This is a genomic window from Vibrio sp. R10-SG3-ISO10, from assembly GCF_059834185.1.
Map to the genome: position 1 here is coordinate 177,086 of NZ_JCBDHG010000022.1, position 16,283 is coordinate 193,368.

General features: G+C 45.5%; 12 protein-coding genes. 8 read left to right on the forward strand and 4 right to left on the reverse strand.

The window, feature by feature from the left end:
• Positions 1-23 precede the first annotated feature (23 nt).
• Complete coding sequence (locus tag AC6R16_RS14240) at positions 24-1,055, reverse strand: AraC family transcriptional regulator (RefSeq protein WP_500674807.1); 1,032 nt, start codon at positions 1,053-1,055, stop codon at positions 24-26.
• Between the two features lie 171 nt (positions 1,056-1,226).
• Here AC6R16_RS14240 and AC6R16_RS14245 point away from each other — a divergent pair, with 171 nt between their 5' ends.
• Positions 1,227-2,240: a DUF2804 domain-containing protein gene (locus AC6R16_RS14245; protein WP_500674808.1), complete on the forward strand. Its 1,014-nt coding sequence runs from the start codon at positions 1,227-1,229 to the stop codon at positions 2,238-2,240.
• A 22-nt stretch (positions 2,241-2,262) separates the two neighbouring features.
• Positions 2,263-3,168 (forward strand): sterol desaturase family protein, encoded by a 906-nt coding sequence (locus tag AC6R16_RS14250; protein WP_500674809.1) that lies wholly within the window; start codon positions 2,263-2,265, stop codon positions 3,166-3,168.
• Positions 3,169-3,172: 4 nt separating this feature from the next.
• Here the strand turns inward: AC6R16_RS14250 and AC6R16_RS14255 are convergent, their stop codons facing one another.
• A complete protein-coding gene (locus AC6R16_RS14255; protein ID WP_500674810.1) occupies positions 3,173-3,724 on the reverse strand; it encodes a P-loop NTPase family protein in 552 nt (183 codons plus the stop codon).
• A 141-nt stretch (positions 3,725-3,865) separates the two neighbouring features.
• Positions 3,866-5,689: a M4 family metallopeptidase gene (locus AC6R16_RS14260; protein ID WP_500674811.1), complete on the reverse strand. Its 1,824-nt coding sequence runs from the start codon at positions 5,687-5,689 to the stop codon at positions 3,866-3,868.
• A gap of 657 nt (positions 5,690-6,346) precedes the next feature.
• Between AC6R16_RS14260 and AC6R16_RS14265 the strand changes: the two genes are divergently transcribed.
• The 6 genes from AC6R16_RS14265 to guaD all read left to right on the forward strand — a co-directional run bounded on the left by AC6R16_RS14265 (position 6,347) and on the right by guaD (position 15,464).
• Positions 6,347-8,038: a methyl-accepting chemotaxis protein gene (locus tag AC6R16_RS14265; RefSeq protein WP_500674812.1), complete on the forward strand. Its 1,692-nt coding sequence runs from the start codon at positions 6,347-6,349 to the stop codon at positions 8,036-8,038.
• A gap of 134 nt (positions 8,039-8,172) precedes the next feature.
• On the forward strand, positions 8,173-8,904 hold the full coding sequence (locus tag AC6R16_RS14270; RefSeq protein WP_500674813.1) for a GntR family transcriptional regulator: 732 nt from the start codon (positions 8,173-8,175) through the stop codon (positions 8,902-8,904).
• 454 nt (positions 8,905-9,358) lie between these two features.
• Positions 9,359-10,804 carry a xanthine dehydrogenase small subunit gene (xdhA, locus tag AC6R16_RS14275; RefSeq protein ID WP_371717284.1) on the forward strand — a complete coding sequence of 482 codons (1,446 nt, stop codon included), beginning with the start codon at positions 9,359-9,361 and terminating at the stop codon, positions 10,802-10,804.
• Positions 10,797-13,181, forward strand: coding sequence for a xanthine dehydrogenase molybdopterin binding subunit (gene xdhB / locus AC6R16_RS14280; protein WP_500674814.1), 2,385 nt, complete (start codon positions 10,797-10,799; stop codon positions 13,179-13,181). The genes xdhA and xdhB overlap by 8 nt, the downstream gene beginning before the upstream one ends.
• 52 nt (positions 13,182-13,233) lie before the next feature.
• Positions 13,234-14,085 (forward strand): xanthine dehydrogenase accessory protein XdhC, encoded by an 852-nt coding sequence (gene xdhC, locus AC6R16_RS14285; protein ID WP_171320540.1) that lies wholly within the window; start codon positions 13,234-13,236, stop codon positions 14,083-14,085.
• A 41-nt stretch (positions 14,086-14,126) separates the two neighbouring features.
• Positions 14,127-15,464: a guanine deaminase gene (guaD, locus tag AC6R16_RS14290; RefSeq protein WP_239856006.1), complete on the forward strand. Its 1,338-nt coding sequence runs from the start codon at positions 14,127-14,129 to the stop codon at positions 15,462-15,464.
• A 69-nt stretch (positions 15,465-15,533) separates the two neighbouring features.
• Here guaD and AC6R16_RS14295 read toward each other — a convergent pair whose 3' ends face one another.
• Positions 15,534-16,262: a transporter substrate-binding domain-containing protein gene (locus tag AC6R16_RS14295; protein WP_004743677.1), complete on the reverse strand. Its 729-nt coding sequence runs from the start codon at positions 16,260-16,262 to the stop codon at positions 15,534-15,536.
• Positions 16,263-16,283: the final 21 nt, after the last annotated feature.

Here is a 16,283-nt window from a genome sequence, read left to right on the forward strand (position 1 = left end):
GCCAACTCAAAACTGGCAGGCTTTCACCGCGCCCCACGAAATCGTTGAGGCGTTATTCCTGTCCAGCGTTTGAACCCCCTTCTGAAATTGGCGGTATCACTGTACCCCAAACGAAAAGCAATCTCTTCAATGGTCAATTCGGTACGAAGCAGAAACTCTTTGGCAATGTCGCTACGTACCTCGCCGAGCAATTTCTGGTAACTCGTCCCATCCAGTTCAAGCTTTCTTCTTAACGTACGTGAAGAGCAGCCAAACTGCAGTGCAACTGCTTCAATCGATGGGAATACACCCGCACTCTGATACAGAATTGTTTTGATCTGGTTGGTCAGTAGATATGGCGATTGTAGTGCTGCAATGACTGAATCACAGGATTGAAGACAATTGCTCAACATATCCGCGTTATGTGTTTTAAGCGGCAGAGACAATAGCGAGGAACAAAAGCTCAATCTTAGACTAGGCGCTTCAAACTCGACTGCACAGCTAAATCGCTCGCTATACTTCGAACCATAAGCAGGTGCTCGATAAGGAAAACAGAGGCGAGTAATCTCGAGCCTATGCCCTGTTAGCTCTTCGAACATAGCCACTAGCGCACTAAAAAAGTACTCGCTACAGAAAGGCAAAAGCTCGCCAATTTCGAGCGTATTTTCCAATACGATAGAAGCGATACCGTCATCTATTGTCACTTTTACAGAAAATACCGGACCATTTAGGTTGAGATATTTAAACCCCGTTTTGATCGCTTCTTCTAAAGTACGACTGCTTAAGATGGCATAACCTAAAAGACCAAAATGGCTCAGCTTAGCTCTTTCTCCAATCAACAAGCCCAGCCCTACGTCGTGAAACTGCTGAGACACATGGCGAAACAGCAGCAACTTGTCCGCATAGGTCAACTGCGTCTTCTCGCTTTGCCAATCTAAATGAACCAAGCCGAGCTCCTCTAATATGGGAGTAGTCTTGACTCCAAAGCTCTCCACCGCTTTTAGCAGCAAGGCGATGTCCATAACGCCTAACTGGTGACGGTGGTCTATAGGTAGATACTCAGCGACAATTTCCATAACTCGTTTGTTGGTTTTTTGGGGTGGGTTGGCTAATTGGTGTTTGTAGCATACTGACATTATGAGTTTACTTTCGTGATCGTAGATGACTTTATGTCCGAAAGTGACCTGATTAATCACTTAAAAATGGCTCAAGCTAAGTCAAGTGTTAATCATTTGTAAATCAAAGCGATGATCTCTACTCAATCTGCCCCTGAGAATCTTGTGTCGTCAGAAGGAAAACCCACCTATGGTCATTTTGATGGTACGCCTAAGCAGCTCAATACGACCTGTTTTGACTATCGAAATAGTATGGACAAACCTGCAAGCAAGCTTGCCAAGCATTTCCACTACAAGCAGTTTCAGTTTGTCAGTCTAAAAACGGCAAGACACATCATAGGATTCGCCATCGCAGATATACGCTACCTTGGTTCATCGTTTTGCTATATCTACGACACCGAAAGCGACTCGCTAAGCGAACAAAGCTGGTTAAGACCACTGTCGTTTGATAAACAAATGACCGAGTCGCCCTACTCTGGTATGACACAGTTCGCGGGAACAAAACTGCAGTTTGAAATAGCCAAAGGCCAGTGGCGTGCTAAAGCGATGAGCAACAATCTAAAGCTCGATATTATCTTACATGCTCCAGCCAATAGTTTGCCGCTTTCCGTATGCACGCCCACAGCTTATTCCGGATGGACTTACACCCAAAAGCACAACGCACTAACCGTGACTGGCAAGCTAGAAATCGATGGCAATAGCGTAGATCTAAACAGTGCACTCGCCAGTTATGACTTTTCAGCCGGGTATATGCGCCGTGAAACAAGTTGGCGCTGGGCAAGCATCAATACCCGTGATGAAAACACCTTGCTTGGATTGAACCTAGCCGCAGGGGTTAATGAAACCGGCAGCTGTGAGAATGCACTTTGGGTCAATGGCCAACGACATTTGCTCAATCCAGTCCATTTTACGTTTGATCGCGACCATGTTGAGCAAGATTGGCACATATATTCCGACGACGGACGAGTATCTCTTAGGTTCAAGCCACTCAATAAACGCAGTGAAAAGCTCAACTTACTGCTACTTAAAAGTAACTTTCGCCAGTTCATCGGTCTCTTTGATGGCTTTGTTGTCGATAACGATGGGCAAAAGCATCAGCTAAAAAGTGTTCTTGGGCTCACTGAAGATCACTATGCCAAGTGGTAATCCTGTTTAACGGAGAGCAGAAATGGAATTTCAAACGATTATTGATCACCCAGAGTGGCTGCTGATGTTGCTCGCTCCACTGTTTATTGGCTTGATGGCCGCAGAGTATTTCATCGGTCAGAAAAGAGGAAAGCTACCAGAAAACTCCGCCTATAAACTGCCAGAGGTGCTGTGCAATTTTTCGTTAGCAGGCATGCATCAATTAGCGGATCTGCTGACAGGTCTCGTCATCGTAAAACTCTATTTTTGGCTGTCTGGCTGGAAGTTGCTCGACATTGAAATGAACGTGACCTCTTTCATTGTTTTACTTGTTTTGCAGGATTTCTGCTACTACTGGTTTCACCGTGCGAGCCATAGGATACGCTGGATGTGGGCTGCCCATGTCGCACATCATAGCTCGGAAAGAATGAATTTTAGCACCGCATTTCGTCAAAGCTTGATGTACCCGGTAGCCGGAATGTGGCTATTTTGGGTTCCCTTGGTCATCATAGGTTTTGAACCTAAATGGGTCATTTTTGCTGTGCTGCTCAACTTAGGCTTGCAGTTTTTCGTCCACACTCAGTGGATTCGCTCACTGGGTAAATTCGAGCTCATTTTTAACACGCCATCGCATCATCGAGTCCATCATGGACGTAATCCACAATACATAGATAAGAACTACGCGGGTGTCTTGATCATATGGGACAAACTGTTCGGTACGTTTGAACCTGAAGTGGAAACCGTCCGCTATGGGATCACTAAGCCTATCGACAGCTACAATCCGCTGACGGTCACCTTCTCCGAATGGCGAGATATGTTCCATGATGTGCAGAGCAGGCATATGTCACTAAGACAGAGGCTGAGGATCTTGCTTGCACCTCCCATTGATAAACCCGTGGCTACTGAAACAAAAGATACAAAACAGCCTGTAGAAGAAGCCAATCAGTAACAGACTAACGGTCGACACTGTGTTCTTTGCGCAAGCCTTCAAGCAACTGCTGTGCTTGTTTAGGGCTACGCAAGCGAACAAACCGAATATGCTGATAATCTGGGTGATTCATATCCGCTAGATAACGCTGCTGATTCTTGTGATAGGTTTTCACAGTCCAGAGAATTATTGAGTCACGGCTAAAGAAAGACTTGGCAAAAGTTTCGCGATTGCCTGTTCCCGGCCAAAGCTCTTTGCCTGTAATACATCGATGTATCGCTCGGCTTACCGCCTGATACAAGGTGCGTGGGAGAGAGTAATCTACCCAAATAACGGTATCGACGTTCTCCCATTTCACTTTCCGTGTACGGTTGTAGTTGCCATCGAGCACCCAACTGGAGCCTTGCAATGCATTGCGGATCTTGGCAAAAAACTCTAGGTCTGGTGACTCCTGCCAATCAGGCTTCCAAAACAAGCGATCCATCTCGATATGCTTGCAATCAAGAGCACTTGCTAGCTGAGCACTAAAGGTCGATTTTCCACTTCCACTTGTCCCTACAACATTCACCTTATGCATTGTAACTCCTTGTATGCTAGTCAAAAAAGGGGCGAGAGTAGACCACAAGTTGCACATTCAATCAAGAAAAATGTTGCAAATAGCACCAGACTAAAAAGGGCACCCGAAGATGCCCTAAGTCATATGTCTAAGATCGTAAGCTTAATCGAGTCTTAGAGTCACGCCAGAGTAGTTTGTATAACCTCGCAGCATCACATGATAAGTCACACCTTTTTGTGCTGATACACTACATTGCTCGCTATTGCCGTTTCGGTATGGACGACAATCATAGCTACTCGTCGTTGGTTTGCTGCCTGCTTTTACGTACAAATCAGCATCACCTGAACCTCCAGAAATAGACACAACTACATTTGATGCTGAATCTACGGTAAAGGTGTAAAAGTCTTGAGCAGAGCGGCTGCCACTAAGGTTAGTGAGAGGCTTACCTTTCTCGAGAACGTTGCCGCCAGGAGGCGTTGCGCCACAGCTCGCATCAACACCAACAGTGGTAAATGCCGCTTTAACATCATCGACGCTGTATCCCATATCTGAGGCAGCTTTCGCTACACCACACGCACCTTGGTCAAAAGTACTGTTTGCTGTCCAGTAAAGTTGGTTAGCCACTGTAAAGACTTCGAACCCCTTACGGACATTCCATCCAGTCTTATTCGACAACAAATAGAACGCGCGGTTGAAAACACCACTGGAGTAGTGAACATTTAAACCATCATAGTATTGAGATGCATGATCAATTGAACGACCATCTTTTGAAGGCTGATCAAAGTAGCGTAGGCCACCCTCTGATTTAAAGATATCTGCACCCACAATCCAGTCTACATTGCCACGCATGTAGTACTCCGCAGCCTCACCTGCAATATCAGAGAATGCCTCGTTAATACCGCCAGACATGTTTTGGTAGACGAGCCCTGAGTTTTGCTCTGTAAATCCGTGACTCACCTCATGTGCGCTGACGTTAATGTCCACTAGCGGATAAAAGGTATTTTGACCATCACCGAACGTCATTGACGATCCATTCCAGAATGCGTTTTCATAGTTAGAGCTATAATGCACACGCATTGTTAATTGGAAAGTAAGAGGGGCGGTGTTCATCCACTCTTTATACATATCAAACACGACGTTACCGAAGTAATGAGCATCATTAAGTGGTGAATAAGCACCATTGATGTATTTGTGATCGGTAAAGTTAGTCCCATCAGTACAGTCGTACGTATAGGCCTGAGTACCGGAAGTGCCATGATTTAAGTCGATGGTTTTTACCGCAGCATTTTCTAACTTACACTTGGTGCCAGTTTTGTCGATCGCAAACGCTGGGAAGTCTTTGCCGTAATCATAACGATTGGTCTTTAAGTTTCCTCCAGGGCCTGTACCGGTAGCTTCTGCATGGTTTAAGCCATCCCAATGCTGAAGCACTTTACCTGTCATCGCATCAATGAAGTAGAACGGGCGCGCTGGTTCTTCCTCTGCGACAAAGAAATCTACCATGTATACCACTTGTGCCGTCTGCGACTCATCTAAGCGGACCATGAGTTTAGCGTTTTCATTTTCAACGTTAGGTTTAGCAATAGACTTACCTTGATAGGCTGCAATTGCTGCAGAGACGGCCTGCTTTTCATCCAGCGTCGGACTTGTCGTTGCTAGATCGGCGCCAATTCCCTGAGCCATGGTACCAAACACTTGGCTAGGCTGATCTTTTGACACTGTGGCGACAACCGAAGTATCGAATACAGGCAGACCTAGGTGTGTTTGTTGGTAACGGACTTTGGTTTTACCGTTTGGCAATACGACACGCTTCACTTCAACGAAACCTGTCTCCACTGGAGCCACGCTGTTCGACTGAGCCTGAAGAGTTTGTTGGAATAATGCATCATCACTGACTTGTACCATTTCTGCCGCAGTCACAGACCAGCTCATAGACGTGCCCAAGATCGCGGCGATCATCCAGCTTAATTGACGTTGTTGGTTCATTATTTTTTCCTGTCATTTGTAGAAATTCCTTCTTCCCAACAGCTAGATAGGAAGTATTTAGCGATAAATCGCGCATTAAACATGGAAGATCGCGTCAAAAACGCGCAAGTTTCCTAAACAGATAATTTATACAGAACGCTAACTAAAATTTACGCAAATGAATCAATAACGAGCAACAAATAAAGGCGAGCAATAAATGGTAGTTAAAAAGCAAGGATTTAGAGCTAGTGATAGAAATATGTGCTTATTTGTTAACGCAAAAGTGTCAACAACTAGTCAGTGACTTACGCCAAAAGTTTATTTCTCGCTTTCATACTTTGCAGTATATCCTCCCGCCAAAGATATGGAGTAAAAACTCAGTTAACACCTCAAAAATCCCGATATCTGACACAATAAAATATCGTCTCAATTTTAAGAAACCACACACTTATAAATCGGTTTTTGTTCTGTTTGAATTCCAGTATTTATTTGAAGTAATTTTGCATGTTGCAAAAAAGTTGCAATATGCAAACTAGATATACAACTAAAGCGTAAGAAGACGGTATTTAAGGGTTAATTCCCTATTTATTCAGCACCTTCCTGTGGCACATCCTTTGCTTTGATGGTTATAAAAATGTAAATCAATATTGCGTCAGACAATAAATAAGGAATTTCCGCATGCTGTCTAAACTAACGATTGCTCAAAAGGTGTATTTATTAGGCTTCTGCCAGCTGCTTGCTATGGCTATCTTAGGAGGGTTCGCACTCTATCAAATGAACAAAATTGGTAACGAACTTATCGACATAGCGGAAGAGGATATACCGCTGACCAAAAAGCTCACCGTTGTTACTGAACATCAACTTGAACAAGCAATTCTATTCGAACGAGCCCTAGTCAAAGCCATTCGTGTAGAGCAAGGAATGGAAAGCAAACAAACATTTGAAAAGGCCAAAGATAAAGTGCATGACCTGACGGTACAGATACAAGAAGAGATCATCGAAGTTGAGTCATTCATAGAACATGCGATCCCTTTACTTCACTCAGAAACAGCCAAACAGGAATTTGCTCAACTGCTCGCAGACCTAAAAAAAGTAGAGGCGTCCTACAGTACTTTGACGGGCGAAGTCGACCAAGTCATGGGGTATGGACTCAACGGTGATATCGAGAAGATGTTAAAAATCTCGCATAAGGTCGAGGCACATGAAGATGAACTGGACAAAGCTTTAATCGCGATACTGGATAGGGTTCAGAACTTTACGCTGAAAAGCGCATTACAGGCCGAGCAAGATGAGAAAGAAGCCATAAAATGGATGACTATCATAGCCGCTATATCTTTGGTGGTCGGTATTATCCTGCCACTTTTAGTGACTCGCTCTATTCGTTCCCCCATATTGAACCTAATTGAAAGGTTAGATCAAGTGGCTAGCGGAGATGGAGACCTCACTGTAAAACTTGAGACCAGTGCCAACGATGAGACGAGCACAGTGGCAAGATCCTTTAACAAATTCTTAGGTGTCCTGAGCTCCATGATGTCGCAAATCAACTCTAAGGCAGAGGAGTTGCAAAGTTCTTCGAGCCTGACTTCTAGCTCTTTGCAAAGAACATTACAAAACGTAGAAAAACAGCGGATTGATATTGAACAGGTCGCCACTGCTATTAACCAGATGAATATGACGACCCAAGAAGTTGCAAACAGTACAGCTAATGCTTCATCAGTCACCGACCAAGTTAAGAAAAACGTCTTAGAAGGACATAGAGAAGCACTCGCTACACAAGAAGTTATTCAAGAACTGGCGAACGAAGTTACAAGCTCATCAGGTGTCATTGAAAACTTGGTTTCAGAAACCAACAACATTGGTCAAGTCTTGGACTCAATTCAAGGCATTGCTGAACAAACAAACTTGCTCGCACTAAACGCTGCTATTGAGGCCGCACGAGCTGGTGAAACTGGACGTGGTTTCGCTGTAGTCGCAGACGAAGTGAGATCTCTGGCTAAAAGAACTCAGGAAGCTACTATTGATATTCAACAGTTAGTGGAAAGATTGCAGTCAGAAGCCAAAAACGCAGTCACGAGTATGAAGAAAGGCACCGACACAGCTGAGCTATGTCTATCTAAAAGTAGTGAATCTGCCAATACTTTCTCGCTTGCAGCTGAGTCTGTAAACCAAATTGCTGACCTAAACCTGCAGATCGCAGCGGCAGCCGAACAGCAATCAACTGTTACGCAAGACTTAGACAACAATCTTATAAGCATCAAAACGCTAGCAGATGAGACCGCCGAAGACACTAAGCAGTCTGCAGTTGCTAGTGAAGCCATCGCTCAAAATGCTGTCGATCTTCACAACAATCTACGCAAATTCCGTTGTTAACCAAATGTTGAAAACAGCGGCTTTGAACAGTGCGTTCAAAGTCGCAAATTCAGCCCTGCTCTAGCCACATGTATACAAAGTAAAGTATGATTGTTTTATAAAGGAAATAAATGGTTTAAGAGTGAACGCCGCCTATGGCAAATCTAAAAAATTCTGTGGCAAAAAATATCAAGACTAAAGTCGCGGGTCAGACCCAAGATGATGTCGTTTACTGCCACATTTTCGATGCAATTCTGGAACAGCGCCTTCCACCAGCTACGAAACTCAATGAAGAAGCCCTAGCCGAAATCTTTAGTGTCAGCCGAACCATCATTCGCCGCGCTCTGCTTAGACTGTCTATGGAGCAGGTTGTCAGTATTCGTCCAAACCGTGGGGCTATGGTCGCTGCACCAACTAAGGAAGAGGCTAAACAGATCATTAAAGCGCGTGAAGTTATGGAGCTGGCGATTACTGAGTTAGCCGTTGAGCACGCAACACCCTCTGAGATTGACGAGTGTCGTCGATTGGTTGAGAAGGAAAATGAAGCTTTCGACAATGGTGATTATGGTAAAGGGCTACGTTTATCGGGTGAGTTCCATATTAAGCTGGCTGAGATAGCAAACAACGCTCCGCTACTTGCCTTCCAACGTAGCTTAGTTTCTCAAACGTCACTGCTTATCGCCCAGTACGAAACAGGTAACCATGCTAACTGTTCTTTAGATGAGCATACGGTGTTACTTGATGCCATTGAAGCCGGTAAAACCGAGCAGGCCGTCGAACTAATGCGAGTACATATCGACCATATCCGTTCCAAGCTCAATTTAGACAGCGGTGCCGCATCCAACGATCTGCACGTTGTGTTCTCTGATTTGATTAAAGGGCGTTGATAAGGTAGCACGATGCGGGAACGCTTCGCTTTTGGATGCGAGACCGCTGCGCTACGAGAAAAAGCCAAATTCCCAACGCTAACTTAATAAGGTGTTGGGAATTTCTCTCCCTCAATACTCGCTGCAAGAGAGCCTCAACTCACTCGTCCCTCGTTCTTCAGGATGACAGTGCCTACATCCCGCATCCCGCATCCCGCATCCCGAAGATTGTACACAACAAAAAATACAATATTAATTTTCTTTACGTAAAGATTTTTCACTCAAAGATTAGATAACTTTATCCATATAATCATTAGCTTACCAAAAACACCTCTGTTGATAAGCGCCTAGAACGCGCCTTTTCGTGTTGCATTTTTGTAAAAATAAAGTTGACCTTATGGTCAATTTATCCAATTATTGACCACAAGGTCAGAAAAAACATCAGAACAATAGTGTCAATGCACAAGGAGGTCTCTTGATTACTTTCCTACTCAATCAAGAACTCAAACAAGAAAGTGAGCTGTCGCCTAACATGACAGTGCTTCAGTACCTGAGAACACATGTACAAAAAACGGGTACCAAAGAAGGATGTGGTTCAGGTGACTGTGGTGCCTGTACCGTTGTACTGGGTGAAGTCATCGAAGGAAAACTTCAGTACCGCTCTGTTAACTCTTGTTTGACGTTCGTCTCTAGCCTTCATGGTAAGCAGCTTATTACCGTCGAAGACTTGCAGAACAAAAACAAACTGCACCCAACACAGCAAGCCATGGTCGACTTTCATGGTTCTCAATGTGGTTACTGTACTCCGGGCTTTATCATGTCCATGTTCGCTCTAAGTAAGAACAAACCAGCAGCGAACAAAGAAGATGTCATGGAATCACTGGCTGGCAATCTATGTCGCTGTACGGGTTATCGCCCTATCGTAGACGCAGCCTTGTCGTTGGTTTCAAACGAGCCACTAATGGATCAGTTTGTTGAGCTTGAGAAGAAAACTGTCGCGAGACTGCAAACCTTGCAAGAACAGCCAGCTAGCTTAAGTCATGGAAACTTGACCGCGTACCTTCCGCGTAGCGTCGATGAGCTAGCAGAAATTTACACTGCAAATCCTAAGGCGAAACTGGTTGCCGGCGGTACCGACTTAGCGCTAGAAGTAACCCAGTTCCACCGAGAAATCGAAACTCTAATCAACGTCAACCTTGTTGAAGACATGAAGGTTTGCGAAGAGAGCGAAGACGCTCTACACATTGGTGCAAACGTGGCGATTAGCGATGCATACCAACTGCTGACCAGCCACTACTCTGATTTCGGCGAACTGCTACATCGCTTCGCCTCACTGCAAGTACGCAACCAAGGTACGCTTGGCGGCAATATTGGTAACGCTTCACCGATCGGAGACGCGCCACCACTTCTTATCGCCCTCAACGCTCAGGTTAAACTGCGCCGCGGTAAGCAATCAAGAATCCTGCCGATTGAAGATTACTTCATCAGCTACAAGGTGACAGCTCAGCAAGAAAGCGAGTTCATTGAACAAGTCATTATTCCTAAACCGAAGAGCAACGACACTTTCCGTGCATACAAACTTTCTAAACGCTTAGATGACGATATCTCAGCTGTATGTGGGGCGTTTAATATCCAGATCGAAGACAACAAAGTAGTCGACGCTCGCATTGCCTTTGGTGGAATGGCAGCAACACCAAAACGCGCTTCGAACTGTGAAGCTGCCTTAATTGGCCAGAGCTGGACGCAAGAGACTATCGATAAAGCAATGAAAGAGATATACAGCGACTTTGAGCCGCTATCTGACTTCCGCGCCAGCAAAGAGTATCGCTCTATGACTGCCGCTAACATGCTGCGCCGTTTCTTTATCGAGCAGAACCATCAGAACAACCAGATTGAAACGAGGGTAACGTCTTATGTCTAACGCACACCATCAGACCCTATCTCATGAAGAGATGGTCGCCATCGTAAAGCAGGATCTCAAAACTGGCGTTGGTAAAAGCGTAAAACACGACAGCGCCCCAAAGCAGGTCACGGGTGAAGCGGTCTATATCGATGACCGTCTTGAATTCCCAAATCAACTGCATGTGTATGCGCGTTTTAGTACCCACGCTCATGCGAAAATTACCAAGCTTGATGTCTCTCCATGTTATGAATTCGAAGGCGTAGCGATTGCTATTACCCATGAAGACGTACCTGGGCAACTTGATATCGGCGCCATACTACCCGGTGATCCGCTGCTTGCAGATGGGCTAGTTCAATATTATGGGCAACCCGTACTCGCAGTTGCAGCAAACGACATGGAGACTGCACGTAAAGCCGCGCAAGCCGCCATTGTTGAGTATGAAGCACTGCCACCTATTCTGGATGTCAAAGAAGCGCTAGAAAAAGAGCTATTTGTGACTGAAAGCCACCAGCAAAAACGTGGCGATTCGGCAGCAGCACTTGCCAATGCTAAGCACATCATTGAAGGTGATTTAGAGATTGGCGGTCAAGAGCATTTCTACCTTGAAACTCAGGTTAGTAGTGTTATGCCGACCGAAGATGGCGGTATGATCGTATACACCTCAACGCAAAACCCAACTGAAGTACAAAAGCTAGTTGCTGAAGTTCTTGGCGTACCTATGCACAAAGTCGTGATCGACATGCGCCGTATGGGTGGTGGTTTTGGTGGCAAAGAAACCCAAGCAGCAGCGCCAGCATGTATGGCGGCTGTGATTGCCCATCTCACCAAGCGCCCGACTAAGATGCGCCTACCACGTGCAGAAGATATGACCATGACGGGCAAGCGTCACCCATTCTACAACCAATATAAAATTGGTTTTGATGATAATGGCGTCATTCAAGGTTCAGAGATCATCGTTGCAGGTAACTGTGGTTACTCACCAGATCTATCGAGCTCGATTGTTGACCGCGCTATGTTTCACTCAGACAACGCCTACTACCTAGGTGATGCAACGGTCACAGGTCATCGCTGTAAAACCAATACTGCCTCAAATACGGCCTATCGTGGTTTTGGTGGCCCGCAAGGAATGATGACCATTGAACACATCATGGATGAAATTGCCCGCTACTTAGGCAAAGATCCGCTCGAAGTACGCAAAGCCAACTACTACGGTGGTGAAGGACGTGACGTCACTCACTACTACCAAAAGGTTGAAGACAACTTCTTACCAGAGATCACAGAGCAGCTAGAACAAAGCAGTGACTACCACGCTCGCCGCAAAGCAATTGCCGAGTTCAACAAGCAGAGCCCTATCTTGAAAAAAGGCTTAGCGATCACTCCAGTGAAATTTGGTATTTCATTCACGGCGACTTTCCTCAATCAGGCTGGCGCGCTCATTCACATCTACACCGATGGCAGTATTCATTTGAATCACGGTGGTACAGAGATGGGACAAGGCTTGAATATCAAAGTGGCACAAATTGTTGCACAGGAGTTCCAAGTTGATGTTGAACGTATCCAAATCACCGCCACCAATACCGACAAAGTACCGAACACATCGCCAACAGCAGCCTCATCGGGCGCCGACCTCAATGGTAAGGCCGCGCAAAATGCCGCACTAACCATTAAGCAACGCTTGATTGATTTTGCTTCTAGCCACTTTAAGGTCTCGCCTGAAGAAGTAGTGTTCAAAAATGGCATGATCATGATTCGTGATGAAATCATGACCTTCGAATCTTTTGTTCAATTGGCCTACTTCAACCAAGTATCGCTATCGAGCACAGGCTTCTACCGTACGCCGAAGATCTACTACGATCATGAAAAAGCTCGCGGTCGCCCGTTCTACTACTTTGCTTACGGTGCCTCTTGCTCGGAAGTAATCGTTGATACCTTAACCGGTGAGTACAAGATCCTACGTGCAGACATTCTGCATGATGTAGGTGCTTCGCTAAACCCTGCCATTGATATCGGTCAGATTGAAGGTGGCTTCCTGCAAGGTGTCGGTTGGTTAACCACCGAAGAGTTAATCTGGAATGAGCAAGGCCGCTTAATGACCAATGGTCCTGCAAGCTACAAGATCCCAGCGATCGCAGATATGCCAATTGAGTTCCATACCCACTTACTGGAGAACCGAGCAAACCCAGAAGATACGGTATTTAATTCAAAAGCCGTCGGTGAGCCGCCGTTCATGTTGGGTATGTCGGTCTGGAGTGCATTGAAAGATGCAATTGCTTCTGTCGCCGTCGAGGGAGCGATTCCTAAGTTGGATACACCAGCAACACCAGAACGTGTCTTGATGGCGATTGCGAAAGTGAGTCAGCCACAAACGGCATCTGAGAAAGCTGAACAAGCCTAGTACGCGTCATTCCATAGACTGACGACAAGATAAATAGTTCAAGGAGAGACGTATGTTTAAGGACAATTGGATTCATGAACTGGCACAACTAGAGAAAAACAGCGAACCGTGCGTGATGGTGACTGTATTGGAAGACCGTGGCTCTGTGCCAAGGGATGCAGGCACCAAAATGCTGGTCACCCGTGACAGGTTGATTGCCACTATAGGTGGCGGTCACCTTGAGCATGTCGCGACCAAAATGGCTCGTGAGATGCTGATCGCTGGTGAACGCTCACTCAAAGTAGAACGCTTTAATTTAGGTGCCCGTCTAGGCCAGTGTTGTGGCGGAATGGCAACACTAAGCTTTGAACCTATTGGCACCGCGCAAAAGCATCTGGTTGTGTTTGGAGCAGGTCATGTTGCCAAAGCCCTTTTACATATCGTCTCGACTCTTCCCTTCCGAGTTACCTGGATTGATGAGCGTGATGATGTTTTCCCTGAAGAACTGCCACGTAATGTGACTAAGTTAGTGACCGATGATCCGGTCGCAGAAGTACGAGACTTGCCACCAAACAGTTACTACTTAGTCATGACTCACAATCATCAACTCGATTTTGATCTCGCTAGAGCCATTATTGACCGAGATGACAGCGTCTATTTCGGCATGATTGGCTCCCTGACTAAACGCAAGAAGTTTGATATGCGCTTAGCCCAGCGTGGGTACAGTGATGCACAGATCAACACTATGATTTGCCCCATTGGCGTCAGCATGGTGAATGGCAAGCATCCAGCAGAAATCGCGGTATCAGTTGCAGGTGAACTAATCGCACACTATCAGGGCATTCCACTTGAAGAAAAACGCCCTACGGCACACAGTAAAAGTAACCATATGAGCGATTCGCCACTGGAAGAGAAAATCGCCTAACCCAATCAGCCGTTTAATTTGGGTTTAAAAAGGAAGTAAAAATGACAACGCAACGCAACGCTTATCGTGCAGCAATTTTGCACAGTATCGCGGATCCGAAAGATGTCGGACTGGACAATTCATATCAATTCTTTGATGACGGTATCATCGTTGTCGAAGACGGGCATATTGTGGATATTGGTGAAACCGAGGAAGTGCTCGCCCGCCAACCCAAAGATCTCAATATAACCGAGTACGAAGACAAGCTGATTACCTCTGGGTTTATCGATACCCATATTCACTACCCGCAAACGGGTATGATCGCTTCATACGGTGAACAACTGCTCGACTGGCTAGAAAACTACACTTTCCCAGAAGAGCGCCGTTTTAAGAATCCAATTTACGCACTCAAGGTCGCTAAGTTGTTTTTTGATGAACTGGCAAGCAACGGGACTACTACAGCCCTCGTATTTGGTACGGTACATAAAGAGTCAGTAGACGTATTTTTTGGTGAAGCAGAACGTCGTAACCTACGCATGATTGCAGGCAAGGTATTGATGGATAGAAACGCGCCTGACTACCTAACCGATACGCCCGAATCTGGATATGAAGCATCAAAAGAACTGATTGAAAGATGGCACAATCGCGGGCGACTGCTTTACGCTGTTACTCCTCGATTTGCTCCCACTAGCACACCTGAACAGTTAGCCACAGTGGGTAAGCTGCTTGAAGAGTACCCCGATGTGTATATGCACACTCATCTTTCAGAGAACAAGAAAGAGATCGAATGGGTACTGGACCTATTCCCTGAACGAGATTCTTATCTCGATGTCTATGACCACTATGGTTTGCTACATAAACGCTCGGTATTCGCTCATGGTATCCACCTGTCTGATTGTGAGTGCCAGCGCCTAGCCGACACGGAATCAGCCATCGCTTTTTGCCCTACATCTAACCTTTTCTTAGGTTCGGGCCTGTTTAAACTACCAAAGCTAGAAGAGCATGGCGTGAGAGTCGGGATGGGCACGGATGTCGGAGCCGGAACCAGCTTCTCGATTCTTCAGACCATGAGTGAAGCGTATAAGATAATGCAGCTTCAACAAGAGAAGCTGCATCCCCTTAAGTCTCTCTTCCTTGCAACATTAGGTGGTGCTCGTTCACTCCATTTGGAGGACAAGATAGGCAACCTTGAAGTGGGTAAAGAAGCCGACTTTGTCGTACTCGACCTACATGCAACTCAATTAATGCGTTTCCGCATGAATCAAGCGACAACCCTTGAAGAGAAGTTGTTTGTTCTAATGAGCTTAGGTGATGATAGAACCGTGTGCGAGACCTTTATCTACGGCGAGAAAGCGTATGATGCTAAAGGTAAGATAGATGGAAAAAAGTTCGCTAGCTAAGTTCCCAACACGTAATATAAAAACGCTCCCGATTTGATGGGAGCGTTTTAAATTATCAGCCTAGCACCTCTACTTAATTCCGTATTTGGCTAATATCTTGTCAAAGGTACCATTGGCCTTAATTTCGGCCAGCCCTTTATTAAACGCTTCAATGTACTCAGCATGGTTAGGATTTGCTAGCCCTGCGGTAACATGCAACGGGTTAACTGACAACGCATTGTTAGTGAACTCAAAATCGGCCAAATTCATTCCAGCTCCAGACAAGGTAGACTTCGCCACAAGCTCATCTTCTAAAGTCAGGTCTATCCTTTTTGCCATCAGCTTCTTAGCATTAGCGACCAAGTCATTCGCCTCTGGCTTTTTAAAGTTATTGGCCGCTAAAAATTCATCACCATAGCCGTAGTTACGGATAATACCCACTGTTTTACCCGACAAGCTATCAAGTCCGTTGTATTCGAACCCTTCCCCTTTGCGCATAATAAACTTGAGCGAGTTTTCTAAGTATGGCTCACTGTACTTCAAGAAAGAGGTACGTTCATTGGTAAACCAAGTCGCGACTAACACATCAACCCTACCACCTTTCACTTCATTGAGTGCGCGTGTCCAAGGCATAATTTTGAAATCAACGGTATGCCCCTGCGATTTAAAAGCTTCAGTAATAATCTCAACGGATACACCGGGATTCGCTTTGTCTTTCTGAACAAACGGCGCCCATGGATCTTGTGCGGCAGTAATCACCGCTGCATTTAAAGCAAAAGAAAATAGTGAACTCACCACTATTAAAATGAGATTTCTCATAACATGTCCTCTGTTTATATC

Coding starts and splice junctions, on each gene's coding strand:
- AC6R16_RS14240 (WP_500674807.1), bottom strand. CDS start 1,055: ATGGAAATTGTCGCTGAGTATCTACCTATAGACCACCGTCACCAGTTA.
- AC6R16_RS14245 (WP_500674808.1), top strand. CDS start 1,227: ATGATCTCTACTCAATCTGCCCCTGAGAATCTTGTGTCGTCAGAAGGA.
- AC6R16_RS14250 (WP_500674809.1), top strand. CDS start 2,263: ATGGAATTTCAAACGATTATTGATCACCCAGAGTGGCTGCTGATGTTG.
- AC6R16_RS14255 (WP_500674810.1), bottom strand. CDS start 3,724: ATGCATAAGGTGAATGTTGTAGGGACAAGTGGAAGTGGAAAATCGACC.
- AC6R16_RS14260 (WP_500674811.1), bottom strand. CDS start 5,689: ATGAACCAACAACGTCAATTAAGCTGGATGATCGCCGCGATCTTGGGC.
- AC6R16_RS14265 (WP_500674812.1), top strand. CDS start 6,347: ATGCTGTCTAAACTAACGATTGCTCAAAAGGTGTATTTATTAGGCTTC.
- AC6R16_RS14270 (WP_500674813.1), top strand. CDS start 8,173: ATGGCAAATCTAAAAAATTCTGTGGCAAAAAATATCAAGACTAAAGTC.
- xdhB (WP_500674814.1), top strand. CDS start 10,797: ATGTCTAACGCACACCATCAGACCCTATCTCATGAAGAGATGGTCGCC.
- xdhC (WP_171320540.1), top strand. CDS start 13,234: ATGTTTAAGGACAATTGGATTCATGAACTGGCACAACTAGAGAAAAAC.
- guaD (WP_239856006.1), top strand. CDS start 14,127: ATGACAACGCAACGCAACGCTTATCGTGCAGCAATTTTGCACAGTATC.
- AC6R16_RS14295 (WP_004743677.1), bottom strand. CDS start 16,262: ATGAGAAATCTCATTTTAATAGTGGTGAGTTCACTATTTTCTTTTGCT.